Source organism: Pseudomonas sp. TWI923 (assembly GCF_039673365.1).
GTDB classification, from domain to species: domain Bacteria; phylum Pseudomonadota; class Gammaproteobacteria; order Pseudomonadales; family Pseudomonadaceae; genus Aquipseudomonas; species Aquipseudomonas sichuanensis.
Genome location: NZ_JBDJLM010000001.1, coordinates 76348 through 102375 on the forward strand (window position 1 = coordinate 76348; position 26028 = coordinate 102375).

The following is a 26028-nucleotide window of genomic DNA, read 5'->3' on the forward strand; positions in this document are numbered from 1 at the left end:
CTCGTTTCAGATATCCATGAGTCCCTGACGCCCATGCCTAGTTTTTCCTTGCAATCACCCATTATCAGCAGCGCGTTGCAGGCCATTCCCTCCACCTTGGGTTTGCACAAGGCGCTGGCTGGGCAGCATGTGTTGGTCACCGGCGGTACAGGTTTTTTTGGCTTGTGGTTGTTGGCGTTGTTTCAACAACTGAACCAGCAAGGCGCAGGGGTGACGGTCACGGTACTGTCACGCAACCCATCGCGTTTTCTCGATGCACAGCCCGGTTACCGTGATTGCGCCTGGCTGCATTGGGTCAGTGGTGACGTGCGTGAGCTGCAGGGCGTTGCGGGGCAGCCTGTGAGCCTGATCATTCATGCGGCAACCGAGACGTCCTCGGCGGCTCATGGCAAGCCGTTGGAAATCTTCGACACCATCGTCACCGGTGCGCGCCGGGTATTCGACTTGGCGGTGCGTACTCAGGCCCGCGTGCTCCTGACAGGCTCGGGTGCACAGTATGGGGCTTTGCGGGCAGGTGCAGATCAGGGCCCCGGGGTCGCCGAAGGCTTCACTGGCGCTTGTGCCAGCAACAGCGCAGGGAGTGCCTATGCCGAAGGTAAGCGGGCACAGGAAACCTTGGGCGCGATTTATGCACAGACTCACGGCATTGACGTAATCATGGCGCGTTGCTTTGCCTTTTCCGGGCCAGGCCTGCCGCTCGATGGCCATTTTGCCATTGGCAACTTTGTTCGTGATGCCCTGTGTGCGGATCAGGTCGTGATCCGCTCTTGTGGCACCGCAGTCCGCAGTTACTTGCACGGTGCAGATTTGGCCGCCTGGCTGCTGGCGTTGCTGGTGAACGGCAAAGCCGGCGAAGCCTACAACGTGGGCTCCGATCAGGCGATCAGCATTGCTGATCTGGCACATCGCGTTGTCGCGCGAGTGGCACCAGGAAAACAGGTGTTGATCATGGGGCGTACCGAGGGTACGGCTCCTTCGTTTTATGTACCGGATATCAACCAGGCCCGCGGGGTGGGGCTGGATGTCTGGACCACCCTGGATCAGTCGATCGACAGCATGGCTGTCTGGGCGAAATCCATGGGTTATGGCATTTGAATTTCAACGAGGCTGCGTGTGAGCGAGGCCGTTAAAGAGGGGATGCGTGATGGATTGGGCCTCAATTGCAGGCGGTAGTTGCCAGGGTGCGCCTTGGCGAGTGGGTATCGCCGGGGTTCAGCTGGGGCAGGAGCAAAAGCCATTCCTCATCAGCGATGAGCAATGGCAGAAGCTGCAGGCCCTGTTTCCTCTCGGCCCGTTGCAGGCCTATGGCAACGGCAACGGCCTTGTCTTCGAACGAATTGCTGCATCGGACGTCGCCGGTCACCATGACAGTGTGCTGCTGATCGAGCTGGCTTATGCAGGTACGGGGGAGCTGACTTTATCCTCCGGTACGCGTCGCTATCTGATGCGGCTAGAGAGCTCGGTGGATGACGCGCAGTTGTGCGAGCAGTTCGACAGAGTCTTTTTACCTGCCAAAGAGGCTTTCACAGGCCAGCACCTGGTGCGACTCAATCAGCCGCTGGAACTGCCGCTTGCTGAATTGGACCCGCGCCCTGCTTTCAACGGTAAGGCCTGTGTGCTTGGGCGCGACGATATCGAGTTGCAGCGGGCGCACTTCGCGCTTTGCGATCATGAGCCTGAATTAGCTGATTGGTTGTCCCCTCAGTGGCAGTCTTGCCTGTTGTCGGGCACCGTGCCTGTGCATACCGCAGCCACTTCGCTGCCAGAGTGGTTTCCGCGTGATTGCTATGTAGACGGCAGTGCATTTAGCAATAGGGCAGACTTGTTCGCCTACCTAGATGGCATGGCATGGGCGGAATACGAGGCACTGGCGAGTCGCCTGCGCTCGTTTCTCATGCAGGGCAGTGCTCGGCCGGATGAGCGAATTTATCCTTACACCGTCGATTTCTGGATCAATGCGCTGACGTCGGGCATTGCGCTGGACGCCTCTGAGGTGCGTGGTGTTGCGCCGTTGCTGAGCGTCGTTATTCCGGCCTACAACTATGGTCGGTATTTGGGGCAGGCGGTACGGTCTGTATTGGATCAGGGTGTCGAGGGTATTGAAGTCCTGGTTGTGGACAATGCTTCGACGGACAACACGCAATCGGTCATGGCCGAGTTTTCGTCTGATGCGCGGGTGCGCTATATGCGCAACCGACGAAATTTCGGGGCCGGCAACAGTTCTCAGAATGGCTTTTGGGTCGCCAAGGGCAAATACATAGTCTTGTTCATGGCCGACGACTATATGAATCCCGGTCATGTCATGCGCCTGCTCCCCATTCTGGAAAGCAATGCGAAGCATGCCCTGGGTTACAGCCCAATCTGTTGGGTTGATGAGCAGGGCGATGCCGTAGAAGGGCCTAGCCACCCCGGCCATCGCAGCGAAGATTACAGTGGCGGGCGTAATGAAGTTGCGGACCTTCTGATTTACGACAGCTATATCACCCCCTCTGCGGCCATCATTCGCCGGGACGCTTTTTTCAAGGCGTGGCGCCGTGATGTCAGAATTCGTGGATCGGGTGACTGGCAGCTCATGGTTCAGCTTGGGGAGTTGTTCCCTGACTTCGTCTTCACCACCGTGCCGGGTGTGAGCTATCGCGTTCATGCGGCGCAGCACTCCCATGAGTTCTATGTTTCCTCGGCACCGCTGGAAGGGCATACCTGTATTCTCGAGGGCGTATTCGAACGGGGCAACGAGGGGCGCCTGCAAGGCTATGAGCGTGAGGTTGCCGCGCATCTCAAGCGCAGGCTGACGCTTTATCCGCGCGAGCAGGGGACTGCGTTGGGCAAACGGGTACGGCAGCTGTGCGGGCGTCTGGAAGCCTTGGCTGAAGACGCTGAGCGAGCGATGTTCTCCATCATTGTCACCACCTTCAACCGTCCCGAACTGCTCAGGGATGCGCTGAACAGTATTGGCCGGCAGTCCTTCAAGGACTTCGAAGTCATCCTGGTCAATGACAACGGCACCCCGGTCGAATCGCTGCTGACTGAGTACGATTTTCCTGTCACCTATATCCGCCAAGGCCGTAACCGCGGCCCAGCCGCTGCCCGTAATAGCGCCTTGCGATTAGCCCGTGGCCGGTATGTCGTCTATCTGGACGATGACGACCTGTATCTGCCTGACCACCTTGAAACATTGGCTACAGCCCTGGCTGAGCACCCCGACACCGTGGTTTATACGGATGCAGTGTTCGTTGAGGAAACGATAGCGGCGGGCAAGCGCAGCGAGGTGGCGCGTGAGCAACGCTATCCCCACGAGGCGTACTCCAGGGAGCGTTTGCTGGTTAACAACTACATCCCGGTCAACACCTTTGCCTGCCCACGTGTGCTTGCCCTTGCGGTGGGCGACTTCGACGAATCGCTGGCAGGTTTGGAGGATTGGGATTTCCTCATGCGCTTGAGCGCTCGCAGCGCATTCCACCATATTCATTGCGAGACAGTGGAAGTGCGCATGCGCCGGGATGTCAGTGCACCTGCACGGCGTTCGGAACAGGCACTCAAAGATTACCCCGCGCTTTACCGCGAGTTGTATGCACGCCATTGCGACAACGGTAGCGAAGAAATCAAGCGCGGGCGCCAGCAAATGCTGGAGCATTTGAGTGGAAAGCCCAAGGCAGCGACACTGCAGGACTGGCTGGACGAACGCGTTCCGGATGCCATGCAGAGCCGTGTGATCGAACATCGTCTGCAAGCGCATCAGGGCGGTCCGGTGATCGGGGTCATCGTGCTGGACGCTGATGGCCGCTTGGATGCATTGAATGCCTCCGTGCAAAGCCTGAGTCGCGATAACTGCCTCTATGCCACAGTGAAAATCATCGCGTTGACAGCAGGGGAGGCACCCTCGACCGGGCTGCAGAACGAACTGCATTGCCTGCGTCTGACTGATGCCAGTCTGAGCGATCAGCTCAACCAGGTGGTTCAGGCAGGTGAGTTCGACTGGTTCATGCTGGTAGAGGCGGGGAGTGAGTTCACTGCGAGCGGCTTGCTGATTGCCGCGCTTGATCTGTTGGCAGCGCCAGGCTGTCGGGCAGTTTACGGTGATGAAGCGCTGCGTGCCGGTGGCGCGGAAATTGGCGCTGCGCTGCGTCCTGATCTGAATCTTGATCTGCTGCTAAGTCTGCCGGCCAGCATGTCGCGCCACTGGCTGTTCAACCGTCAGGTGTGGTTGGAGATGGGTGGCTTCCGTCAGGAGGCGGGCCAGGCTATCGAACTGGATTACATCCTGCGCCTGATCGAGTCGGCCGGTTTCGAGGGGCTGGGGCATATCAGCGAACCGTTGTTGATCAGCAATGCCCCGTCGCTACGCGACTGCCCGGATGAGCGCGGGGTGATCCTGCGTCATCTGCATGCGCGCGGTTTTGCCCAGGCTCGCGTCGAGTCTCGTTTGCCCGGGCGTTATGACCTCGACTACGGCGCCTCCGGCGACGTATCGGTCAGCATCCTGATCCTGCTCCAGGGCAACAGCCCGGAGCGGGCGCAGCGTTGCATGGAAACCATTCTGGAGAAGAGCACCCATCGCAACTACGAGGTGCTTCTGCTGGCGTCGAATGATGCCGGCCCTGCGGTGAACGGCTGGCTCGACGGCGTTGCCCAGCTCGGTGTCGATAGCATTCGTTGCATACGTTTCCCTGCCGGGACGGCACCGGCGCGCATGCGCAACCAGGCCGCCGCGCAGGCCCGTGGTGACTTCCTGCTGTGGCTGGACGAAGGCGCTGCCGTACTCGATAGCGATTGGTTGCAGCAGATGCTCAACCACGGCATGCGCCAAGAAGTCGGCGTAGTGGGGGCCAAGCTGGTAGCGGGGGAGGCGACCATCAGCCATGCCGGTTTCGTGCTCGGCCTGAACGGCCCGGTTGGCGAAGCCTTTGCCGGTCAGCCGATGGATGCTCCTGGCTATATGCAGCGCCTGCAGATCGACCAGAACTATGTGGCGGTGAGCGGCAAGTGCCTGCTGGTGAACAAAGGCCTGTTCCAGGAGCTGGGCGGTTTCGACGAGACGCCTGAGCTGCAGCGTTGGACCGATGTCGACCTGTGCCTGCGTCTGCACCGTGCCGGCTACCTGAACGTCTGGACGCCGCGTGTGCAGATGCTGCTCAGCGAGGATGCCGCAACGCCGGCCAGCGCCGAGGAAGAAGACGCCTTGTATGCCCGCTGGCTACCTGCACTGGCGCGAGATCCGTTCTACAACCCGAACTTCTCGCTGTCGTGCGCCAATGGCTTCGGCCTGGAGTGCGCCGAGCTGAGCTGGCGACCGTTGTCGTCCTGGAAGCCGCTGCCGACGATCCTGGCCCATGCGGCGGATGAAGGCGGGTGTGGCAATTACCGGGTGATCCAGCCGCTCGATGCGCTCAAGCGCGAGGGGCTGGCCGAGGGGCAGCTGTCCTGGGCTCACCTGACGCCAGCTGAACTTGAGCGTTTCCAGCCGGACAGTATCGTGCTGCAGCGCCAGATCGGCGACCAGCAGATTGAGCACATGCGCCGGATGCACGCGTTTTCAGGGGCGTTCAAGGTCTTCGAGCTGGACGACTATTTGCCTAACCTGCCGCTGAAGAGCGTGCACAGGGCGGACATGCCCAAGGATATTCTGCGCGCCCTGCGCCGTGGCCTGGCGTATGTGGACCGCTTCGTCGTCTCTACGCAGCCGCTGGCCGAGGCCTTCGCTGGTCTGCATGGCGACATCCGGGTGGTGCACAACACCTTGGATGGCCGTTTCTGGAAAGGCCTCGAAGCCCAGCGCCGGCAGTCGCGCAAGCCGCGTGTCGGCTGGGCGGGTGGGGCGAGCCACTCCGGCGACCTGGAAGTGATCGCCGACGTAGTCAAGGAATTGGCCAACGAGGTGGAGTGGGTGTTCTTCGGCATGTGCCCGGATAAGTTGCGGCCCTATATCCATGAGTTCCACGAGAGTGTTTCGCTTGAGAATTACCCGCAGACGCTGGCCAGAATGAATCTGGACCTGGCCCTGGCGCCCGTGGAGCAGAACCTGTTCAACGAGTGCAAGAGCAACCTGCGCCTGCTGGAGTACGGCGCCTGTGGTTTCCCGGTTATCGCCAGCGACCTGCGTTGCTACCAGGGATACAACGACTTGCCAGTGACTTTGGTGAAGAACCGTTTCCGTAGCTGGGTTGAGGCCATCCGCATGCACATCAGCGATCTGGACGCCACGGCCAAGGCGGGCGATGCACTGCGCAATGCAGTGCTGAGTGGCTGGATGCTCGAAGGCGATAACCTGAGCAATTGGCACAAGGCCTGGCTGGCGGACTGAACCCGGCTTGAGGCCCTCGCCCTTTCCGGCGAGGGCCTGGCGGTGAGCCTGTTCCGGCCTCTTCGCGGGTAAATCGCATCGGCGCACCGCCGCTCCCACAAGGACAACGCAGTACTCGCATGTGGGAGCGGGTTTACCCGCGAAGAGGCCGGCGCAGTCTCCGCAAATCCCTATCTCCGGCACGGCTATTGCTTTACCGCTGGCAACATACCGTTTTTATGACGGTTAGCCACGCGAGAGAGCACGATGCCCCAGGCCGCCCACGTAACCCGAGCCCCCGATCAGCAGGGGCGGACCCCGGTCGAGCAGGACAGCCGCCAGGGTATCGAGCAAGCCTTTGCCCTGTTCAATCAGGTGTCCAGCCAGCTGAGCCAGTCCTACAGCATGCTTGAAGCCCGGGTCAGTGAACTCAAGGGCGAACTGGCCGTGGTCAGCGCCCAGCGCATCGACGAACTCAGTGAAAAGGAACGCCTGGCCAACCGCCTGCAGAACTTGCTGGACCTGTTGCCCGGCGGGGTGATCGTGATCGATGGCCAGGGCCTGGTGCGCGATGCCAACCCGGCCGCCTGCGAGCTGCTCGGCGAGCCACTGATCGGCCAGTTGTGGCGCCAGGTGATCGCCCGGAGCTTTGCCCCGCGCAAGGACGACGGCCATGAAGTCTCGCTGCGCGACGGCCGCCGCCTGTCGATCGCTACCCGCTCGCTGGATGCCGAACCCGGCCAGTTGGTGCTGCTCAATGACCTGACTGAAACCCGTCGCCTGCAAGACCAGCTGGCTCGCCACGAACGCCTGTCGTCACTGGGGCGCATGGTCGCCTCGCTGGCCCATCAGATCCGTACGCCGCTGTCGGCGGCCATGCTTTACGCCAGCCACCTGGCCGATAGCGAGCAAGACCTCAGCGCGCAAACCCGCCAGCGCTTCGCGGGCAGCCTGAAGGAACGGCTGCACGAACTGGAACACCAGGTGCGCGACATGCTGGTGTTCGCCCGTGGCGAGCTGCCGCTGGGTGACAGGGTCACACCTAAAGCGCTGTTCCAGGCCCTGCAGCAGGCGGCGCAGGCCCATGTGCAAGGGCATGCGGTGCGCTGGCAGTGCGACAGCCACCTGGGCGAGTTGCTGTGCAACCGTGACACCCTGGTCGGCGCCTTGCTCAACCTGATCGAAAACGCCCTGCAGGCCAGCCAGGAGCCGGCGCGTCTGAAGGTGCATCTGTACCGTCGCGAGCAGTCGCTGCACCTGTGCGTCAGTGATGCAGGCTGCGGTATCGACGCCGAGTTGCTGACGCGCCTGGGCGAGCCGTTCCTGACCACCAAAGCCGCTGGCACCGGGCTTGGCCTGGCGGTGGTCAAGGCCGTGGTGCGTGCCCATCAGGGGCGTTTGCAACTGCGTTCGAAGGTGGGCCGTGGTACCTGCGTGCGGGTGGAGCTGCCGTTGATCGACGGGCAACTGGCGGAGGCCTTGTGATGGCAATCAAGGTGCTGCTGGTCGAGGATGATCGCGTCCTGCGACAGGCGCTGTGCGACACCCTGGAAATCGGCGGCTTCGCCTACCAGGCCGTGGGCAGTGGCGAAGAGGCGTTGGAGGCGGTGCTCAAAGAGGTGTTCAGCCTGGTTGTCAGCGATGTGAACATGCCGGGTATGGACGGGCACCAGTTGTTGGCCAGGCTGCGCCGCCAGCAACCACAGTTGCCCGTGTTGCTGATGACTGCGCATGCTGCCGTGGAGCGGGCCGTCGAAGCGATGCGCCAGGGCGCATCCGATTACCTGGTCAAGCCGTTCGAGCCCAAGGCGTTGCTCAACCTGGTCGAGCGGCATGCTGCCGGGCGTGTGGTTGATGATGAAGGCCCGGTGGCATGCGAGCCGGCCAGCCGACAGTTGCTGGAGTTGGCGGCGCGGGTTGCGCGCAGCGACTCGACCGTGCTGATCTCGGGCGAGTCCGGCACTGGCAAGGAAGTGCTGGCACGCTACATCCACCGGCAGTCGCCACGGGCACAGGCGCCGTTCGTGGCGATCAACTGCGCGGCCATCCCCGACAACATGCTCGAGGCCACGCTGTTCGGTCATGAAAAGGGTGCCTTCACCGGCGCCATCGCTGCCCAGGCCGGAAAGTTCGAGCAGGCCGAAGGCGGCACCTTGCTGCTGGATGAAGTTTCGGAAATGCCGCTGGCGTTGCAGGCCAAGCTGCTGCGCGTGTTGCAGGAGCGCGAGGTCGAACGCGTTGGCGGGCGCAAGCCCATCGCCCTGGATATCCGCATTCTCGCCACGACCAACCGTGATCTGGCAGGGGAGGTGGCGGCGGGGCGCTTCCGCGAAGACCTCTACTATCGCCTGTCGGTATTCCCCATGGCCTGGCAGGCCCTGCGCGAGCGCCCAGCCGATATCGTGCCGCTGGCCGAGCGCCTGCTGGCGCGCCATGCCCGCAAGATGTGCCATGCCCAGGTGCGCTTGTCCGCCCAGGCGCAGGCTAGCCTGCAGGCCTATGCCTGGCCGGGTAACGTGCGTGAGCTGGACAACGCGATTCAGCGCGCACTGATTCTGCAGCAGGGCGGCGTGATCGAGGCGGCGGATTTCTGTCTGGCTGGCGCCATTCCGTTGTCGCCTTCGAGCGAGGCCACTATTGCGCCATCATGCCTGGATTCAGGCGCCGAGGCGGGTGGACTGGAGGGCGACATGCGCCGTCACGAATTCCAGATGATCATCGACACCTTGCGCGCCGAGCGCGGGCGTCGCAAGGAGGCCGCCGAACGTCTGGGCATCAGCCCGCGTACGCTGCGCTACAAGCTGGCGCAGATGCGTGACGCCGGGTTCGATGTCGAGGCCAGCCTGTTCGGCTGAAGCGTTGTTTTGAATCGTTTGCGGGCTGGCTGGCACTGCTCTTGCTAGTTTCAGCCCATTCGCTGCATGAGTGTCAAAAAAATGCGGCCGCCGGAGAGAGAAGTCCATGACCCAAGGTGTTGAATTCAATCGTCTGATGCTGGACATGCGCGCCATGCAGGCCGATGCCATGTCCATGCCCAAAGCGGCTGCCGCCCCTGAGCTGGCGCCTGGGCAAAGCACTTTTGCCGACATGCTCGGCCAGGCCATTGGCAAGGTGAGCGAGACCCAGCAGGCCTCCACTCAACTGTCCAACGCCTTCGAAATCGGCAAGAGCGGCGTCGACCTGACCGATGTGATGATCGCCTCGCAGAAGGCCTCCGTGTCGTTCCAGGCGCTGACCCAAGTGCGTAACAAGCTGGTGCAAGCGTACCAGGACATCATGCAGATGCCGGTTTAAGGCGAGAGTTGATTCATGGCCGAAGCAGTCGTCGATAACGCCCCCGCAAAAAGCGGCCCGCCAGCAGCCAAGCCGCCGCTGTTCGGCCTGTCGTTCCTGGAAAACATCTCGCAGATGCCCATGCTGCGTCAGATCGGCCTGCTGGTCGGCCTGGCCGCCAGCGTGGCCATCGGCTTCGCCGTGGTGCTCTGGTCGCAGCAGCCGGACTACCGGCCGCTGTACGGCAGCCTGGCGGGCATGGACACCAAGCAGGTCATGGACACCCTGGCCTCTGCCGATATCCCCTACACCGTGGAGCCGAATTCCGGCGCGCTGTTGGTCAAGGCCGACGATCTCTCCCGTGCGCGCCTGAAGCTTGCCGCCGCCGGCGTGGCGCCAAGCGATGGCAACGTCGGCTTCGAGCTGCTCGACAAGGACCAGGGCCTGGGTACCAGCCAGTTCATGGAGGCCACCCGCTACCGCCGTGGCCTTGAAGGCGAACTGGCGCGCACCGTGTCCAGCCTCAACAACGTCAAGGCTGCCCGCGTGCACCTGGCCATCCCGAAAAGCTCGGTGTTCGTGCGTGACGAGCGCAAGCCAAGCGCTTCGGTGCTGGTCGAACTGTATCCGGGGCGCGCCCTGGAGGCCGGCCAGGTAATGGCCATCGTCAACCTGGTGGCCACCAGCGTTCCTGAACTGGACAAGTCCCAGGTGACCGTGGTCGACCAGAAGGGCAACCTGCTCTCCGACCAGTTGCAGGACACCGCGCTGACCATGGCCGGCAAGCAGTTCGACTACAGCCGCCGCATGGAAGGCATGCTCACCCAGCGCGTGCACAACATCCTGCTGCCGGTACTGGGCAACGACCGCTACAAGGCCGAAGTGTCTGCCGACATCGACTTCAGCGCCGTCGAGTCCACCTCCGAGCAGTTCAACCCTGATCAGCCGGCGCTGCGCAGCGAGCAGTCGGTCAACGAACAGCGCGCCAGCAGCCAGGGCCCGCAAGGCGTGCCGGGTGCGCTGAGCAACCAGCCGCCGGCCGGCGCCAGTGCGCCTGAGAATGCCAAAACTGCTGCAACCCCCGCCGGTGCCGTCCAGCCCGGGCAGCCGCTGGTGGATTCCAACGGCCAGCAGATCATGGACCCGGCCACCGGCCAGCCGATGCTGGCGCCGTACCCGTCCGACAAGCGCCAACAGTCGACCAAGAACTTCGAGCTGGACCGTTCCATCAGCCACACCCGTCAGCAGCAGGGTCGTCTGACCCGCCTGTCGGTGGCGGTGGTGGTGGACGACCAGGCCAAGATCGACGCCGCCAGCGGCGAGATGACCCGCACGCCCTGGGGCGCTGAAGACCTGGCGCGCTTCACCCGCCTGGTGCAGGACGCGGTGGGCTTCGATGCCAGCCGTGGCGACAGTGTCACCGTGATCAACGTGCCGTTCGCCGCCGACCGTGGCGACGAACTGGTGGACATTCCGTTCTACTCGCAGCCCTGGTTCTGGGACATCGTCAAGCAGGTGCTGGGCGTGGTGTTCATCCTGATCCTGGTGTTCGGCGTGCTGCGTCCGGTGCTCAACAACATTACCGGTGGCGGCAAGCAGGCTGCCACAGACAGCGACATGGAGCTGGGCGGCATGATCGGTCTGGATGGCGAACTGGCCAACGACCGCGTCAGCCTGGGTGGCCCGACAAGCATTCTGTTGCCGAGCCCTAGCGAGGGTTACGAGGCACAGCTCAACGCAATCAAAGGCCTGGTGGCCGAAGACCCGGGCCGCGTGGCCCAGGTCGTGAAAGAGTGGATCAACGCCGATGAGTGACAACCGAGCCGTTACCGCCAAGCTGAGCCGCGTCGACAAGGCGGCCATCCTCCTGCTGTCGCTCGGCGAGACCGACGCCGCGCAGGTCCTGCGCCACATGGGGCCAAAGGAAGTGCAGCGGGTCGGTGTGGCCATGGCGCAAATGGGCAATGTGCACCGCGAGCAGGTCGAGCAGGTGATGAGCGAGTTCGTCGAGATCGTCGGCGACCAGACCAGCCTGGGCGTGGGCTCCGATGGCTACATTCGCAAGATGCTCAACCAGGCACTGGGTGAGGACAAGGCCAATGGCCTGATCGACCGCATCCTGCTCGGTGGCAACACCAGCGGCCTGGACAGCCTCAAGTGGATGGAGCCGCGTGCCGTGGCCGACGTCATCCGCTTCGAGCACCCGCAGATCCAGGCCATCGTGGTCGCCTACCTCGACCCCGACCAGGCCGGCGAAGTGCTGAGCAACTTCGACCACAAGGTGCGCCTCGACATCGTCCTGCGCGTATCGTCGCTCAACACCGTGCAGCCTGCGGCGCTCAAAGAGCTCAACCAGATTCTCGAGAAGCAGTTCTCTGGCAACTCCAACGCTGCCCGCACCACCTTGGGCGGCATCAAGCGTGCCGCCGACATCATGAACTTCCTCGACAGTTCGGTGGAAGGTGCGCTGATGGATGCGATCCGCGAGATCGACAGCGACCTGTCGGAGCAGATCGAAGACCTGATGTTCGTCTTCAACAACCTGGCCGATGTCGACGACCGGGGTATCCAGGCGCTGTTGCGCGAGGTGTCCTCGGATGTGCTGGTGGTATCGCTCAAGGGCGCCGACGAGCGGGTCAAGGACAAGGTGTTCAAGAACATGTCCAAGCGCGCCTCGGAACTGCTGCGCGACGACTTGGAGGCCAAAGGGCCGGTACGGGTCAGCGACGTGGAGACCGCGCAGAAGGAAATCCTCACCATCGCCCGACGCATGGCCGAGGCCGGCGAGATCGTGCTGGGCGGCAAGGGTGCCGAGGAAATGATCTAAGCCACCGACTGGCGCCGCCCCTGTGGGAGCGGGCTTGCCCCGCGAGGCGTCCGAGCCGGCGAAAGAGATTGCCAGGGCGGGCACAATCGCGGGTCAAGCCCGCTCCCACAGGGACCTGTTAAGGTTTTCGAGAAGCTCACAGCATGTCCACCACCGAACACCCCAGCGAACTGATCCGCGCCCGCGACCTCGAGGGCGTCGACGTCTGGGCGCTGCCCAGCTTCGATCCTGAGCCCGAACCCGAGCCTGAGCCCGAACCGGAAGTCATCGAGGAAGAAGTCGAGGAAGTGCCGCTGGAGGAAGTCCAGCCGCTCACCCTCGAAGAGCTCGAGGCCATCCGCCAGGAGGCCTACAACGAAGGCTTCGCCACTGGCGAGCGCGAAGGCTTCCACAGCACCCAGCTCAAGGTTCGCCAGGAAGCCGAAGTGGCCCTGGCCGCCAAGCTGGCCAGCCTGGAACAGGTCATGCTGCACCTGCTCGACCCGATCGCCGAGCAGGACACCCAGATCGAAAAAGGCCTGGTGCAACTGGTCGCGAACATTACCCGCCAGGTCATCGGCCGTGAATTGCGCAGTGATTCCAGCCAGGTCACCCATGTCCTGCGTGAGGCCCTCAAGCTGTTGCCGATGGGCGCCGACAACATCCGTATCCACCTCAACCCCCAGGACTTCGAACTGGCCAAGGCCCTGCGCGAGCGCCACGAAGAAAACTGGAAGCTGCTGGAAGACGAGGCCCTGCTGCCTGGCGGCTGCCGCATCGAAACGGCGCACAGCCGCATCGATGCAACCATGGAAACGCGGATCGAGAAGGCCGTGGCGCAGTTGTTCGACCAGTCCCATGACCAGTTCCTGCACCCGGCGGCGCCGGACATCGCGGTCGAACTGGATGTGTCGGCGGGTGGCAACGATGCGCCTTGATCGCACCAGCTTCGGCAAGCGCCTGGCCGGTTACAACGATGCGGTGCGGTTGCCCGACCAGCCGGTGGTCGAAGGCCGCCTGCTGCGTATGGTCGGCCTGACGCTCGAGGCGGAAGGCTTGCGCGCCGCCGTCGGTAGCCGCTGCCTGGTGATCAACGACGACAGCTATCACCCGGTGCGGGTGGAGGCTGAAGTCATGGGTTTTGCCGGTAGCAAGGTGTTCCTGATGCCGGTTGGCAGCATCGTCGGGCTCGCCCCCGGCGCGCGCGTGGTGCCGCTGGACGACGGCGGCCGCCTGCCCATGGGCATGAGCATGCTCGGGCGGGTGCTCGACGGCGCCGGGCGGGCGCTGGATGGCAAAGGCGGCATGAAGGCCGAAGACTGGGTGCCGATGGACGGGCCGGTGATCAACCCGCTCAATCGCGACCCTATCAGCCGGCCGCTGGATGTCGGCATTCGCAGTATCAATGGCCTGCTCACCGTCGGCCGCGGCCAGCGCCTGGGGCTGTTCGCCGGTACCGGTGTGGGTAAGTCGGTGCTGCTGGGGATGATGACCCGCTTCACCGAGGCCGAGATCATCGTGGTCGGGCTGATTGGTGAGCGGGGTCGCGAGGTGAAGGAGTTCATCGAGCACATCCTCGGCGAAGAGGGGCTCAAGCGCTCGGTGGTGGTGGCCTCGCCAGCGGACGATGCGCCCTTGATGCGTCTGCGCGCGGCGATGTACTGCACGCGCATTGCCGAGTACTTCCGCGACAAGGGCAAGAACGTCCTGCTGCTGATGGACTCGCTGACCCGTTTTGCCCAGGCGCAGCGCGAAATCGCCCTGGCCATCGGCGAGCCGCCGGCCACCCGTGGGTATCCGCCGTCGGTGTTCGCCAAGCTGCCCAAGCTGGTGGAGCGTGCCGGTAATGGCGAGGCGGGCGGTGGTTCGATCACCGCGTTCTACACCGTGCTCTCCGAAGGCGACGACCAGCAGGACCCGATCGCCGACTCGGCGCGCGGTGTGCTCGACGGTCACTTCGTGCTGTCCCGGCGCCTGGCCGAGGAAGGTCACTACCCGGCCATCGACATCGAAGCTTCGATCAGTCGGGTCATGCCCCAGGTGGTCGACGCCGATCACCTGCGCCAGGCGCAGAAATTCAAGCAGTTGTGGTCGCGCCTGTCGCAGAGCCGTGACCTGATCAGCGTGGGGGCCTATGTCGCCGGTGGCGATCCGGAGACGGATCTGGCCATTGCGCTGCAGCCCAAACTGGTGGACTTCCTGCGCCAGGGCCTGCAGGAGAACGTCGGCATGGCGCAGAGCCGCGACCAACTGGGCGCGATCTTCGTGCCGCCGGCAGGCTGATAGGCCATGGCTCAGCCCGGTCGAGCAGCGCGCCTTGCGCCCGTCGTGGATATGGCCGAGGAGGCCGAGCGCAAGGCTGCCCAGCGCCTGGGGCATTTCCAGCAGCAAGTGGTGCAGGCGCAGGCCAGGCTCGATGAGCTGGCGCAGTTTCGTGAGGGCTATCAGGCGCAGTGGATAACCCGGGGCGGGCAGGGGGTGGACGGCAACTGGCTGCTCAATTACCAGCGCTTTCTCGGCCAGCTGGAAACCGCCATGACCCAGCAGCGCCAGAGCCTGAATTGGCACCAGAACAACCTCAACAACGCCCGCAACATCTGGCAGCAGGCCTATGCGCGGGTCGAAGGGTTGCGCAAGTTGGTCCAGCGCTATATCGATGAGGCCCGTCGGGCGGAAGATAAGCGCGAACAGCGGCTGCTCGACGAGCTGTCCCAGCGCTTGCCGCGGCACGGGCCGCTTTAGCTGCAGGCTTCAAGCGCCATTGCCGGCCAGAGCCAGGCCCTGCACGCCACGCTCTTTGTGGTTTGCAGCATGGGGCTGTGGCTGCTAAACCTTCAGGAGCCGCATTCGCCATCATCGAAGGAATCGCTCGCATGGCAGTCGAAACCGATTTTTCACAGGAAGGGAAAAAGCTGACGATCAAGGTCAAGGGTCGCTTCGATTTCGGTAAGCATCAGGAATTCAGGGATGCTTACGAGCGTCAGCGCCTGCGACCGGAGACAGTGGTCGTCGACTTGAAGGATGCCACCTATCTGGACAGTTCGGCGTTGGGCATGCTGCTGTTGCTGCGTGACCACGTGGGCGGGGACGATTCGGATATCCGAGTGGTCCATGCCAGCCCGGATGTGCGCAAGATTCTGGCCATCTCCAACTTCGACAAGCTGTTCGATATCGGTTGATCGCGGCCATGCCTGCCGAACAGGCGTTGACCGTACTGGTCGCCGAGGACGGTGCCGCAGATCGCATGCTGCTGGCGCAGATCGTGCGGCGCCAGGGGCATGAGGTGTTCACCGCCGAAAACGGTGAGCAGGCCGTGGCGCTGTTTGCCGAGCGCCGGCCGCAACTGGTATTGCTCGATGCCTTGATGCCGGTGATGGATGGCTTCGAGGCCGCGCGCCAGATCAAGGCACTGGCCGGCGAGGCATTGGTGCCGATCATCTTCCTGACCTCGCTCAACGAGGAGCAGGCGTTGGTGCGCTGCCTGGAAGCCGGTGGCGACGACTTCATGGCCAAGCCCTATAGCGCGGTGATTCTTGCCGCCAAGATACGTGCGATGGACCGCCTGCGTCGCCTGCAGGCCACGGTCCTGGCGCAGCGTGACGAAATAGCCCGGCATCACCATTACCTGCTCAACGAGCAGCGTGTGGCCAAGGCTGTGTTCGACAAGGTCGCCCATTCCGGTTGCCTCAGTGCATCGAACATCCGTTACCTGCAGTCTCCCTACGCGCTGTTCAATGGCGACCTGTTGCTGGCGGCGTTCACCCCGTCCGGCGACATGCATGTGCTGCTCGGCGACTTCACCGGCCATGGCCTGCCGGCGGCGGTCGGCGCCATGCCCCTGGCGGAGGTGTTCTACGGCATGACCGCCAAGGGCTACGGGCTGGTCGAGACGCTGCGGGAAATGAACGCCAAGCTCAAGCGTATCCTGCCGGTGGACATGTTCTGTTGTGCGCTGCTGCTAAACCTGAGTTTTCAGCGCGGTACCGTGGAAGTGTGGAATGGCGGCATGCCCGATGGCTACCAGCTGTCCGCCCGGGGCGAGGTGCTGGCGGTGCTGCCTTCGCAGCATCTGCCGCTGGGGATCCTTGCCCCGGAGAAATTCGACGACACCACGCAGGTGATGCCCCTTGCCGTAGGCGAACGCTTGCTGCTGCTGTCCGATGGCGTGGTCGACAGTGGTGACGGGCAGGAGCGCCTGTTCGGCGTGCAGCGGCTGCTCGAGGTGTTGGCAGCCAATCGGCAGCCGGCACACTTGCTCGATGAGGTCATGGGCGCGCTGCAGGCCTTTGGCGGGCAGTCGCGGGATGACATCAGCCTGTGCGACATTCGCATGCTGGCGCCAGACCAGCCCGTGCCGCAGGCCATGGTCTATTCGGATAGCGGGCGCTCGAGCCCGCTGGAATGGTCGTTGAACTTCGAGTTGCGCGGTGAAAGCCTGAGGCGCTTCAACCCGGTGCCTTACCTGGTGCAGCTCTTGCTGGAAATCCACGGCCTGAGGCCGAGCAGCGGTAAGCTGCACAGCGTGCTCAGCGAGTTGTACTCCAACGCGCTGGAGCACGGTGTGCTGGGGCTCGACTCGCGGCTCAAGTGCGACTCGCAGGGTTTTGCCGAGTACTATCGCCAGCGCAGTCAGCGCTTGGCCGAACAGTTGCAGGGTTTCGTCGGTATCAGCCTGCGGGTGGAACCGCGCAGTGAAGGTGGTCGTCTGATGATCGAGGTCCGCGACAGTGGCGCAGGGTTCGATGTGGCCAAAGTGCTTGCCCGTTCACCGCACCAGCAGGGCTTGAGTGGCCGTGGTCTGAGCCTGGTGACCCGCCTGGGGCACCGCGCCCGGTGGCTGGAAGGCGGGCGATTGGCGCGGGTGGAGTTCGATTGGTGAGCCCGGGATTCTCCCGGGCTTGGATGCGACAAGGCTTGATCAGGGAGTGAGCAAGTGGTGGACATGCATATCGATCACAAGGTGCTGCGTGACCTGCGTGAGGTCATGGAGGGGGGCTACCTGCAGTTGCTGGAAACCTTCCTTGAAGACTCCGAGCGGCGCCTGAGCCAGTTGCACAAGGCCAAGGATGCCGCCGAGCTGGGCTTGGCGGCGCACAGCTTCAAGGGCAGCAGCAGCAACATGGGGGCTGTCGAGTTGGCGCGGCTTTGCCAGCAACTGGAGGAGCGCGCACGGCAGGTTCCGTTGTATGGCATAGAAGACCTGATCAACCGTATCGACCAGGAGTATCAGGCCGTCGAGCTGTTCTATCGCAGTGAAAGCCAACGTATTTCAACTGACTGAGGGTGTCCTGGCGCGAGTTTTGCGTGTCTTTGCCCATTCGATTTTTTGAGTTTCGGCGCGGAGACCTTTTCTATGCCTGTCGCACCCAATCCATTGTTGCAAACCGGCCTTGCGAGCAGCGCCTCGCGCCCGTCCGCCAGTGTGGCGGACAAATCGCCCAAGGCGGCGGATAGCCGTGGTGCCGGCTTCGATCAGGTGATGTCCAGGCAGGGTCGCGACAGCGTGCCAGCCCGTGACGACAAGGCCAGCCAAGGCCCTGCGCAAGCAACCTCCAGCAATAAGCCGGGGGCGGTTGCCGGCGGCAAGAAAGAGGCTGGCGCCTCGAAAGACCTTGCCGATGACGGCAATAACTTGCCAGCGGCCCTGCCTGATGGCAGCGCGACTGCTGATAGCACTGCTACCGCCGATACGACGATCATCGATGCCAGCCTGGTCGCAGGCCAGGTCACCGATGCCCAGACGGGCGCCCAATTGATCCAGGCCCAGGCCGAGGTGGTCGCGCCGGTGTTGCAGGCAGCCATGCAGCCATCACCGCAGCCAGCGCCGCCCGTGACCGAGGCAAAGGTGTCGGCACCGGTTGCCGAGTTCGACCCTGATGCCGACCCGCTCGCCGACATGCCGGCCCTGCGCCTGGCGCTGGAGCAGAGCGCCAAGGCCCAGGGGACGACCTCGGCCCATGCCAGCAGTGCACGCGCCGAGACGAGTCAGCAACCTGCCGAGCCTGACCCGATTGCCGTCAATACCTTGGCGAATGTGGTCGGCAAGGCGGAGGCCGAGCCTGGCCATGCCGAGCAGGGCGACAAGGCATTCGCCGGGCTGCTTGATAGCGGCCTCAAGGACCTCAAGGGCGCCAGCAGCGACACGCGGGTGGATGACTTTGCCGATCGCCTGGCCAACCTCACCCAGGCCGCCACCGCCAAGACCGCCAATGCCGTGCCGGTAACCCCCAGCCCGCTGCAACAGCCGCTGGCGATGAACCAGGGTGCCTGGACCGAGGGCCTGGTGAACCGCGTCATGTACCTGTCCAGCCAGAACCTCAAGTCGGCGGATATCCAGCTTGAGCCCGCCGAACTTGGCCGCCTCGACATCCGGGTCAATGTGGCGGCGGATCAGCCCACGCAGATCCACTTCGTCAGTGGCCATGCCGGCGTGCGCGAAGCCCTCGACAGCCAGGTCCACCGCCTGCGTGAACTGTTCACCCAGCAGGGCCTGGCCCAGCCCGACGTGAGTGTCGCTGACCAGTCCCGTGGCCAGCAGCAACAGCAGGCCCAGCAGGACGCTTCGAACCTGTCCGGCGTGGCGGCCCGCCGTGCCGCTGCCGCAGGCGAGGGTGGTGAACTGGCTGATGCCGGCCAGCCGGTGGAGCAGCAGGTAGTGGTGGGCGACAGCGCGGTCGACTACTACGCCTGATGCTTTGCACACCCCCTGTAGGAGCGGCCTTGTGTCGCGAACGGGCCGCAAAGCGGCCCCGGGATCTCAGTAGTGATGCATGAGTGCCGGAGGCCGCGCCGCGGCCTTTTCGCGACACAAGGCCGCTCCTACAAGGGGCGTGCGGCATGCTCCTGACAAATCTGGCATAACACTTGCTCAAGCCACGTCATCCTTCTTTGAAACCTCGATGGACGACGGATTATTGGCATGGCGAAGAGCGACGCAGTGAAAGACCCCGCCACTAAAGGCAAACTCAAGCTGATCCTGCTGCTGGTGCTGGCCCTGCTGCTGGCAGTCGGCCTGTCGGTGGGCGCCACCTGGTTCTTCATGAACAAGGGCGAATCCGCTCCGGCGCCGGACCCAGCCCTGGCCAACGTCAAGCCGGCGGCTATCTACGAGCCGCTGGCGCCGGCCTTCGTGGTCAACTTCAACCAGAACGGCCGCCAGCGCTACATGCAGGTGAGCATCACCATGCAGGGCCGCAGCCAGGCCGACCTGGACGCGCTCAAGGTGCACATGCCGGTGATCCGCAACAACCTGGTCATGATGTTCTCCGGGCAGGGTTTCGACACCCTCGCCAGCAGCCCGGTAGGCCAGGAGATGCTGCGCCAGAAAGCCACCGCGGTGGTTCAGGAAGTGGCGCAGAAAGAAGTCGGCAGGCCGGTCGTCGACCAGCTGTTGTTCACCAATTTCGTATTGCAGTAGGAGCACATAGATGGCCGTGCAGGACCTGCTGTCCCAGGATGAAATCGACGCCTTGTTGCATGGGGTGGACGATGGTCTGGTACAAACCGAAAGTGCCGGCGAGCCCGGCAGCATCAAGAGTTACGACCTGACCAGTCAGGACCGTATCGTCCGGGGGCGCATGCCGACCCTGGAAATGATCAACGAACGTTTCGCCCGCTATACCCGCATCAGCATGTTCAACCTGCTGCGCCGCTCCGCCGACGTGGCGGTGGGTGGCGTGCAGGTCATGAAGTTCGGCGAGTACGTGCATTCGCTGTACGTGCCCACCAGCCTCAACCTGGTCAAGATCAAGCCGTTGCGCGGTACCGCGCTGTTCATCCTCGACGCCAAGCTGGTGTTCAAGCTGGTGGACAACTTCTTCGGCGGCGACGGCCGCCACGCCAAGATCGAGGGCCGTGAGTTCACCCCCACCGAGCTGCGCGTGGTGCGCATGGTGCTGGACCAGTGCTTTATCGACCTCAAGGAAGCCTGGCAGGCGATCATGCCGGTCAACTTCGAGTACATCAACTCCGAGGTCAACCCGGCCATGGCCAACATCGTCGGCCCCAGCGAGGCGGTGGTGGTATCGACCTTCCACATCGAACTGGACGGCGGCGGCGGCGACCTGCACGTGACCATGCCGTACTCGATGATCGAGCCGGTGCGCGAGATGCTCGACGCAGGTTTCCAGTCCGACCTGGACGACCAGGACGAACGCTGGGTCAAGGCCCTGCGCGAGGACGTACTGGACGTGGCCGTGCCGGTGTCGGCCACCGTTGCCCGTCGCCAGCTCAAGCTGCGCGACATCCTGCACATGCAGCCTGGCGATGTGATTCCGGTGGAGCTGCCGGAGCATCTGGTGTTGCGCGCCAATGGCGTGCCAGCGTTCAAGGCGCGGTTGGGTTCGCACAAGGGCACCCTGTCGCTGCAGATCATCGACCCGATCGAGCGCCGCTGACGGCGGGCCGGTCGCTTTAAACGTATTGAAAGGTTGTCGAGGAAATCATGGCTAACGAAAACGAGATCAACTCCCCAGAGGAACAGGCGCTGGCCGATGAGTGGGCTGCAGCGCTCGAGGAAACCGGCGATGCCGGCCAGGCGGACATCGATGCACTGCTCGGTGGCGACAGCGGCGCCAGCAACCGCCTGCCGATGGAAGAGTTCGCAAGCTCCCCCAAGCCCAACGAGCACGTCAGCCTCGAAGGCCCGAACCTGGACGTGATCCTGGACATCCCGGTGAGTATCTCCATGGAAGTGGGCAGCACCGAGATCAACATCCGCAACCTGCTGCAGCTCAACCAGGGTTCGGTGATCGAACTCGACCGCCTGGCTGGCGAGCCGCTGGACGTGCTGGTCAACGGCACCCTGATCGCCCACGGCGAGGTGGTGGTGGTCAACGAGAAGTTCGGCATCCGCCTGACTGACGTGATCAGCCCCAGCGAACGTATCAAGAAGCTGCGCTGAGTGAAGGCCATGGTGCGGGCCGTTTCGGCCCTGGCGGCGCTGCTGGCCAGTGAAGCGGTGATCGCCGCCGGCGAAACGGCTGCGGCACCCACCGCGGTACCGGGCGGCCTGGGGGCGCAATTGGCGCAGATGGTCTTCGGCCTGCTGCTGGTGGTGGGCCTGATCTTCTTCCTGGCCTGGCTGCTGCGGCGCATGCAAGGCAGCGCGCAGCGCGGTGCCCAGGTGATCGAGATCGTCGGCAGCCGCGCCATCGGCCCGCGCGACCGGTTGCTGCTGGTGCAGGTCGGCAAGGAGCAGATTCTCATCGGCCATACGCCGGGCAGCATCGAAGCCCTGCATGTCATGGCCGAGCCTGTCGAGGTGCCCACAGCGGCACGCCAGGCCACGCCGGAGTTCGCCCAGCGGCTGCTCGAGCTGATGGGCAAGGATCAGAAGGACAAGAAGTGATGATGGGCGCCCTGCGCATGCTGTTCACCCTGGCGCTGCTGCTGGCTGCGCCATTGGCCCTGGCCGCCGACCCTTTGTCGATACCGGCCATCACCCTGTCCAGCGGGGCGGACGGGCAGCAGGAGTACTCGGTCAGCCTGCAGATCCTGCTGATCATGACGGCGCTGAGCTTCATCCCGGCGTTCGTCATCCTGATGACCAGCTTCACCCGCATCATCATCGTCTTCTCCATCCTGCGTCAGGCGCTGGGCTTGCAGCAGACCCCGTCCAACCAGGTGCTCACCGGCATGGCGCTGTTCCTGACCATGTTCATCATGGCGCCGGTGTTCGACCGGGTGAACAAGGACGCCCTGCAGCCGTACCTGGCCGAGCAGATGACCGCCCAGCAGGCGATCGACAAGGCCCAGGGGCCGCTGAAGGACTTCATGCTGGCGCAAACCCGGCAGAGCGACCTCGACCTGTTCATGCGCCTGTCCAAGCGCACCGATATCGCCGGCCCCGACCAGGTGCCGCTGACCATCCTGGTGCCGGCCTTCGTCACCTCGGAGCTCAAGACCGCGTTCCAGATCGGCTTCATGATCTTCATCCCATTCCTGATCATCGACATGGTGGTCGCCAGTGTGCTGATGGCCATGGGTATGATGATGCTGTCGCCACTGATCATTTCGCTGCCGTTCAAGATCATGCTGTTCGTGCTGGTCGATGGCTGGGCGCTGATCATGGGTACCCTGGCCGGCAGTTTCGGCGGTGTCTGACACCCACAAGGAGAGCCTGACATGACGCCAGAAGTCGCAGTCGACCTGTTTCGTGACGCGTTGTGGCTGACCACGCTGATGGTGGCGGTGCTGGTGGTGCCGAGCCTGCTGGTCGGCCTGGTGGTGGCGATGTTCCAGGCCGCCACCCAGATCAATGAACAGACCCTGAGCTTCCTGCCACGCCTGCTGGTGATGCTGATCACGCTGATCGTCGCCGGGCCCTGGCTGGTGCAGAAATTCATGGAATACATCACCGGGCTGTACACCAACATCCCGCACCTGATCGGTTGACGCCGCCATGCTGGAGTTGACCAACGCGCAGATCGGCACCTGGGTCGCCACCTTCATCCTGCCGCTGTTCAGGGTGACGGCGGTGCTGATGACCATGCCGATCTTCGGCACCAAGATGCTGCCGGCCCGGGTTCGCCTTTACGCGGCCGTGGCAATCACCGTGGTGATCGTGCCGGCCCTGCCGCCCATCCCCGAATTCGAACCGCTTAGCCTGCGCGGCCTGCTGCTGTGCGCCGAGCAGGTTATCGTCGGGGCGTTGTTCGGTTTCTCCTTGCAGCTGTTGTTCCAGGCCTTCGTGATTGCCGGGCAGATCGTCGCGGTGCAGATGGGCATGGCCTTCGCGTCGATGGTCGACCCGGCCAACGGCGTCAACGTCACGGTGATCAGCCAGTTCCTGACCATGCTGGTGAGCGTGCTGTTCCTGTTGATGAACGGGCATCTGGTGGTGTTCGAGGTGCTGACCGAGAGTTTCACCACGCTGCCGGTGGGCAGCGCCCTGGTGGTCAATCACTTCTGGGAGATGGCCGGGCGCCTGAGCTGGGTGATGGGCGCCGCATTGCTGCTGATCCTGCCGGCGATCGCCGCGTTGCTGGTGGTAAACATCGCCTTTGGCGTGATGACCCGTGCCGCACCCCAGTTGAACATCTTTTCCATCGGTTTCCCGCTCACCCTGGTGCTGGGCATGGGCATCTTCTGGGTCGGCCTGGCCGACATTCTTTCTCACTACCAGGCACTGGCCAGCGAAGCGCTGCAGTGGCTGCGTGAACTGGCACGGGCGCGCTGAGCATGGCCGAAAGCGAGAGCGGGCAGGACAAGACAGAGGAACCCACCGAAAAGCGCAAAAAAGACGCGCGGGAAAAGGGTGAGATCGCCCGTTCCAAGGAGCTGAACACGGTTGCCGTGACCCTGGCGGGAGCGGGCGGCATTCTGGCCTTCGGCGGCAGTCTGGCCGAAAGCCTGATGAACCTGATGCGCATGAACTTCACCCTGACCCGCGAAGTGATCGTGGATGAGCGCAGCATGGGGGCGTTCCTGCTGGCATCGGGCAAGATGGCCATCTGGTCGGTGCAGCCGATCCTGATCCTGCTGTTCGTCATTTCGTTCGTCGCGCCCATCGCCCTGGGCGGTTTCCTGTTCTCCGGCAGCCTGATGCAACCCAAATTCAGCCGCTTGAACCCGCTGTCGGGGATCAAGCGCATGTTCTCGATGAATTCGCTGACCGAGCTGCTCAAGGCCCTTGCCAAGTTCATCATGATCCTGGTGGTGGCGCTGGTGGTGCTGGTCAGTGACCGTGAGGCGCTGCTGGCCATCGGCAAGATGCCGATGGAGATGGCGATCATCCAGGCGCTCCAGGTGGTCGGTTGGAGTGCCTTGTGGATGGCCGCGGGGTTGCTGCTGATCGCCGGGCTCGACGTGCCGTACCAGCTTTGGCAGTCGCACAAGAAGCTGAAGATGACCAAGCAGGAAGTGACCGACGAGTACAAGAACTCCGAGGGCAAGCCCGAGGTCAAGCAGCGCATACGCCAGCTGCAGCGCGAGATGTCGCAGCGGCGCATGATGGCGGCGGTGCCCGATGCCGACGTGATCATCACCAACCCGACCCACTATGCCGTGGCCTTGCAGTACGACCCGGAAAAAGGCAGTGCGGCGCCGCTGCTGCTGGCCAAGGGCACTGACTTCATGGCCTTGAAGATTCGCGAGATCGGCGTCGAACACAAGGTGCAGATCCTCGAATCGCCGGCCCTGGCGCGGGCGATCTACTACTCCACGGAAATCGAGCAGGAAATCCCCGCCGGGTTGTACATGGCGGTGGCGCAGGTGCTGGCGTACGTGTTCCAGATTCGCCAGTACCGCGCCGGCAGGGGCAAGCCGCCGGAGCCGTTGAAGAAGGACCTGCCCATCCCCGACGACCTGCGGCGCGACAGCTGAGCCCGCTCAGTTCTTGGTGCGTGAGTGCCGCCAGCCTTGATCGAAGAAGGCGGCGACCACCACCAATGCACCGGCCACTGCAAGCATCAGCGCCACGCCATCCGTCGAGTGAGTGGCCGAGCTTGCCACCAGCGCCAGCCCGCCCAGTGGGGCCAGGCCGCCCGCTACTGCGGTACCGACCTCACGCCCGGTGCCAAAACCCGAAGAGCGCGTCTGGGTCGGGAACTGGCGGCTGAGGAACGAGCCCTGGGGTGCGAACATCATCGGCGCCAGGATGCCGGTGCCGACGGCGATGGCCACATAGATCAGCATCGGCTCGCCGGTCGACAGCAAGCGCAGGAAGGGGTAGGCGAACAGCGCCGACAGCAGCCCGCCGAGCATCAGCACGGTCTTGCTGCTCCACTTGTCGCACAGCCAGCCGAAGAACGGCACGGCAAAGATCGCCACCAGGCTGGCCAGGGTCACCGACAGGGAAGTGACGTGCGCCTCGACGCCCTTGAACTGGGTGAGATAGGCCAGCGAGAACGTCTTGAAGATGTAGCTCAGCGCGTTGTAGCCGATAGCGACGAAGAACACCACGGCCAGGCCCTTGAGGTCGTTCTTGAACAGCAGTTTCAGGGGCGAGACTTTGGGTTTGTCATCGGCGTGGTCGAGTTCCTTGAAGTCCGGAGTCTCGGGGATGCTCTTGCGCACCCACAGGCCTACCGCTACCAGGGCGATGCTGGCGATGAAGGGGATGCGCCAGCCACCGGCAAGCAGGAATTCATTGCCGTTCATGGTCAGCAGGTAGACGGTCAGTGACGACAGCAACAGGCCCAGGTTCAGCCCCAGCGCCGGCCAGGCACCCTGGCTGCCGCGCTTGCCTTCGCTGGCATGTTCATAGGAGGTCACCGCCGCGCCGGACAGTTCGGCGCCGGCGCCCAGGCCCTGGATGATGCGGATCACCACCAGTAGGATCGGTGCCCAGATACCGATGGTGGCGTAGCCGGGGATCAGGCCGATGAGCATGGTGCACACGCCCATCATGCAGAAGGTGATCACCAGCACGTGCTTGCGCCCGAAGCGGTCGCCCAGGTAGCCGAACAGCACGCCGCCGAAGGGGCGGGCGATGAAGCCGATGGCGAAGGTGGAGAACGCCAGCAGCGAGGCCACCGCCGGGTTGCTCGGGTCGAAGAAGATCTTCGAAAAGACGATCGCCGCCATGGTGGCGTAGAGATAAAAGTCGTACCACTCCAGCATCGAGCCGAAGATGGTCGCCGCTGCCACCTTGCGCAGGCGTTTGCGTTGCTGTTCGGGTGTCTCGCTTGCGGCCGGGGCCGCCTCGTGTACCGACATGGGGGTTTCC

General features: G+C 63.5%; 23 protein-coding genes. 22 read left to right on the top strand and 1 reads right to left on the bottom strand.

Annotated features, from left to right (window positions below):
- Positions 1-33: 33 nt before the first annotated feature.
- From ABE459_RS00375 to flhB, 22 genes are all read left to right on the top strand, one after another.
- The gene (locus ABE459_RS00375) at positions 34-1095 is read left to right on the top strand and encodes an NAD(P)-dependent oxidoreductase (RefSeq protein ID WP_323828336.1); all 1062 of its coding nucleotides are present in this window, start codon (positions 34-36) and stop codon (positions 1093-1095) included.
- 49 nt (positions 1096-1144) lie between these two features.
- Complete coding sequence (locus ABE459_RS00380; RefSeq protein ID WP_346647849.1) at positions 1145-6301, top strand: glycosyltransferase; 5157 nt, start codon at positions 1145-1147, stop codon at positions 6299-6301.
- A gap of 246 nt (positions 6302-6547) precedes the next feature.
- Entirely contained in the window at positions 6548-7765 is a 1218-nt protein-coding gene (locus ABE459_RS00385) for an ATP-binding protein (protein WP_258704855.1), read from the top strand.
- Positions 7765-9135: a sigma-54 dependent transcriptional regulator gene (locus ABE459_RS00390; protein ID WP_323828334.1), complete on the top strand. Its 1371-nt coding sequence runs from the start codon at positions 7765-7767 to the stop codon at positions 9133-9135. Before ABE459_RS00385 ends, ABE459_RS00390 begins: the two co-directional genes overlap by 1 nt.
- 106 nt (positions 9136-9241) lie before the next feature.
- Positions 9242-9574 carry a flagellar hook-basal body complex protein FliE gene (gene fliE / locus ABE459_RS00395; RefSeq protein WP_125464974.1) on the top strand — a complete coding sequence of 111 codons (333 nt, stop codon included), beginning with the start codon at positions 9242-9244 and terminating at the stop codon, positions 9572-9574.
- Between the two features lie 15 nt (positions 9575-9589).
- Positions 9590-11368: a flagellar basal-body MS-ring/collar protein FliF gene (gene fliF, locus ABE459_RS00400; RefSeq protein ID WP_125464973.1), complete on the top strand. Its 1779-nt coding sequence runs from the start codon at positions 9590-9592 to the stop codon at positions 11366-11368.
- The gene (fliG, locus tag ABE459_RS00405) at positions 11361-12380 is read left to right on the top strand and encodes a flagellar motor switch protein FliG (RefSeq protein ID WP_110991858.1); all 1020 of its coding nucleotides are present in this window, start codon (positions 11361-11363) and stop codon (positions 12378-12380) included. The genes fliF and fliG overlap by 8 nt, the downstream gene beginning before the upstream one ends.
- A gap of 143 nt (positions 12381-12523) precedes the next feature.
- On the top strand, positions 12524-13297 hold the full coding sequence (gene fliH / locus ABE459_RS00410) for a flagellar assembly protein FliH (RefSeq protein WP_258704853.1): 774 nt from the start codon (positions 12524-12526) through the stop codon (positions 13295-13297).
- Complete coding sequence (gene fliI / locus ABE459_RS00415) at positions 13287-14642, top strand: flagellar protein export ATPase FliI (protein WP_110991856.1); 1356 nt, start codon at positions 13287-13289, stop codon at positions 14640-14642. Before fliH ends, fliI begins: the two co-directional genes overlap by 11 nt.
- A 6-nt stretch (positions 14643-14648) precedes the next feature.
- Positions 14649-15101: a flagellar export protein FliJ gene (gene fliJ / locus ABE459_RS00420; protein WP_110991855.1), complete on the top strand. Its 453-nt coding sequence runs from the start codon at positions 14649-14651 to the stop codon at positions 15099-15101.
- Between the two features lie 131 nt (positions 15102-15232).
- Positions 15233-15538, top strand: coding sequence for an STAS domain-containing protein (locus tag ABE459_RS00425; protein WP_110991854.1), 306 nt, complete (start codon positions 15233-15235; stop codon positions 15536-15538).
- Positions 15539-15546: 8 nt separating this feature from the next.
- Positions 15547-17238 (top strand): fused response regulator/phosphatase, encoded by a 1692-nt coding sequence (locus tag ABE459_RS00430; RefSeq protein WP_323828332.1) that lies wholly within the window; start codon positions 15547-15549, stop codon positions 17236-17238.
- A gap of 54 nt (positions 17239-17292) precedes the next feature.
- Positions 17293-17640: an Hpt domain-containing protein gene (locus ABE459_RS00435; protein WP_110991852.1), complete on the top strand. Its 348-nt coding sequence runs from the start codon at positions 17293-17295 to the stop codon at positions 17638-17640.
- A 72-nt stretch (positions 17641-17712) separates the two neighbouring features.
- Positions 17713-19050, top strand: coding sequence for a flagellar hook-length control protein FliK (locus ABE459_RS00440; RefSeq protein ID WP_346647846.1), 1338 nt, complete (start codon positions 17713-17715; stop codon positions 19048-19050).
- A 228-nt stretch (positions 19051-19278) separates the two neighbouring features.
- Positions 19279-19776 (top strand): flagellar basal body-associated protein FliL, encoded by a 498-nt coding sequence (gene fliL / locus ABE459_RS00445; protein WP_125464968.1) that lies wholly within the window; start codon positions 19279-19281, stop codon positions 19774-19776.
- 10 nt (positions 19777-19786) lie between these two features.
- The gene (fliM, locus tag ABE459_RS00450; protein ID WP_110991849.1) at positions 19787-20755 is read left to right on the top strand and encodes a flagellar motor switch protein FliM; all 969 of its coding nucleotides are present in this window, start codon (positions 19787-19789) and stop codon (positions 20753-20755) included.
- Positions 20756-20802: 47 nt separating this feature from the next.
- Positions 20803-21261, top strand: a complete 459-nt coding sequence (gene fliN, locus ABE459_RS00455) for a flagellar motor switch protein FliN (protein ID WP_125464967.1) — start codon at positions 20803-20805, stop codon at positions 21259-21261.
- Positions 21262-21708, top strand: coding sequence for a flagellar biosynthetic protein FliO (gene fliO, locus ABE459_RS00460; protein ID WP_323828328.1), 447 nt, complete (start codon positions 21262-21264; stop codon positions 21706-21708). It abuts the gene before it with no gap.
- A 2-nt stretch (positions 21709-21710) separates the two neighbouring features.
- Positions 21711-22463: a flagellar type III secretion system pore protein FliP gene (gene fliP, locus ABE459_RS00465; RefSeq protein WP_110991958.1), complete on the top strand. Its 753-nt coding sequence runs from the start codon at positions 21711-21713 to the stop codon at positions 22461-22463.
- A gap of 21 nt (positions 22464-22484) precedes the next feature.
- Entirely contained in the window at positions 22485-22754 is a 270-nt protein-coding gene (gene fliQ / locus ABE459_RS00470) for a flagellar biosynthesis protein FliQ (protein ID WP_110991846.1), read from the top strand.
- Between the two features lie 7 nt (positions 22755-22761).
- The gene (fliR, locus tag ABE459_RS00475) at positions 22762-23538 is read left to right on the top strand and encodes a flagellar biosynthetic protein FliR (protein ID WP_110991845.1); all 777 of its coding nucleotides are present in this window, start codon (positions 22762-22764) and stop codon (positions 23536-23538) included.
- Between the two features lie 2 nt (positions 23539-23540).
- A complete protein-coding gene (gene flhB / locus ABE459_RS00480; RefSeq protein WP_125859515.1) occupies positions 23541-24683 on the top strand; it encodes a flagellar biosynthesis protein FlhB in 1143 nt (380 codons plus the stop codon).
- A 6-nt stretch (positions 24684-24689) separates the two neighbouring features.
- Here flhB and ABE459_RS00485 read toward each other — a convergent pair whose 3' ends face one another.
- Complete coding sequence (locus ABE459_RS00485) at positions 24690-26018, bottom strand: MFS transporter (protein ID WP_125464964.1); 1329 nt, start codon at positions 26016-26018, stop codon at positions 24690-24692.
- Between the last annotated feature and the right edge of the window lie 10 nt (positions 26019-26028).

What these genes read in the sequence shown, in the direction of transcription:
- fliF (WP_125464973.1), top strand. Translation starts at nt 9,590, where the DNA reads ATGGCCGAAGCAGTCGTCGATAACGCCCCCGCAAAAAGCGGCCCGCCA.
- fliR (WP_110991845.1), top strand. Translation starts at nt 22,762, where the DNA reads ATGCTGGAGTTGACCAACGCGCAGATCGGCACCTGGGTCGCCACCTTC.
- fliE (WP_125464974.1), top strand. Translation starts at nt 9,242, where the DNA reads ATGACCCAAGGTGTTGAATTCAATCGTCTGATGCTGGACATGCGCGCC.
- fliQ (WP_110991846.1), top strand. Translation starts at nt 22,485, where the DNA reads ATGACGCCAGAAGTCGCAGTCGACCTGTTTCGTGACGCGTTGTGGCTG.
- ABE459_RS00425 (WP_110991854.1), top strand. Translation starts at nt 15,233, where the DNA reads ATGGCAGTCGAAACCGATTTTTCACAGGAAGGGAAAAAGCTGACGATC.
- ABE459_RS00430 (WP_323828332.1), top strand. Translation starts at nt 15,547, where the DNA reads ATGCCTGCCGAACAGGCGTTGACCGTACTGGTCGCCGAGGACGGTGCC.
- ABE459_RS00385 (WP_258704855.1), top strand. Translation starts at nt 6,548, where the DNA reads ATGCCCCAGGCCGCCCACGTAACCCGAGCCCCCGATCAGCAGGGGCGG.
- ABE459_RS00440 (WP_346647846.1), top strand. Translation starts at nt 17,713, where the DNA reads ATGCCTGTCGCACCCAATCCATTGTTGCAAACCGGCCTTGCGAGCAGC.
- ABE459_RS00485 (WP_125464964.1), bottom strand. Translation starts at nt 26,018, where the DNA reads ATGTCGGTACACGAGGCGGCCCCGGCCGCAAGCGAGACACCCGAACAG.
- fliN (WP_125464967.1), top strand. Translation starts at nt 20,803, where the DNA reads ATGGCTAACGAAAACGAGATCAACTCCCCAGAGGAACAGGCGCTGGCC.
- fliL (WP_125464968.1), top strand. Translation starts at nt 19,279, where the DNA reads ATGGCGAAGAGCGACGCAGTGAAAGACCCCGCCACTAAAGGCAAACTC.
- fliG (WP_110991858.1), top strand. Translation starts at nt 11,361, where the DNA reads ATGAGTGACAACCGAGCCGTTACCGCCAAGCTGAGCCGCGTCGACAAG.
- fliI (WP_110991856.1), top strand. Translation starts at nt 13,287, where the DNA reads ATGCGCCTTGATCGCACCAGCTTCGGCAAGCGCCTGGCCGGTTACAAC.
- fliP (WP_110991958.1), top strand. Translation starts at nt 21,711, where the DNA reads ATGGGCGCCCTGCGCATGCTGTTCACCCTGGCGCTGCTGCTGGCTGCG.
- ABE459_RS00380 (WP_346647849.1), top strand. Translation starts at nt 1,145, where the DNA reads ATGGATTGGGCCTCAATTGCAGGCGGTAGTTGCCAGGGTGCGCCTTGG.
- ABE459_RS00390 (WP_323828334.1), top strand. Translation starts at nt 7,765, where the DNA reads ATGGCAATCAAGGTGCTGCTGGTCGAGGATGATCGCGTCCTGCGACAG.
- fliM (WP_110991849.1), top strand. Translation starts at nt 19,787, where the DNA reads ATGGCCGTGCAGGACCTGCTGTCCCAGGATGAAATCGACGCCTTGTTG.
- fliJ (WP_110991855.1), top strand. Translation starts at nt 14,649, where the DNA reads ATGGCTCAGCCCGGTCGAGCAGCGCGCCTTGCGCCCGTCGTGGATATG.
- ABE459_RS00375 (WP_323828336.1), top strand. Translation starts at nt 34, where the DNA reads ATGCCTAGTTTTTCCTTGCAATCACCCATTATCAGCAGCGCGTTGCAG.
- flhB (WP_125859515.1), top strand. Translation starts at nt 23,541, where the DNA reads ATGGCCGAAAGCGAGAGCGGGCAGGACAAGACAGAGGAACCCACCGAA.
- fliH (WP_258704853.1), top strand. Translation starts at nt 12,524, where the DNA reads ATGTCCACCACCGAACACCCCAGCGAACTGATCCGCGCCCGCGACCTC.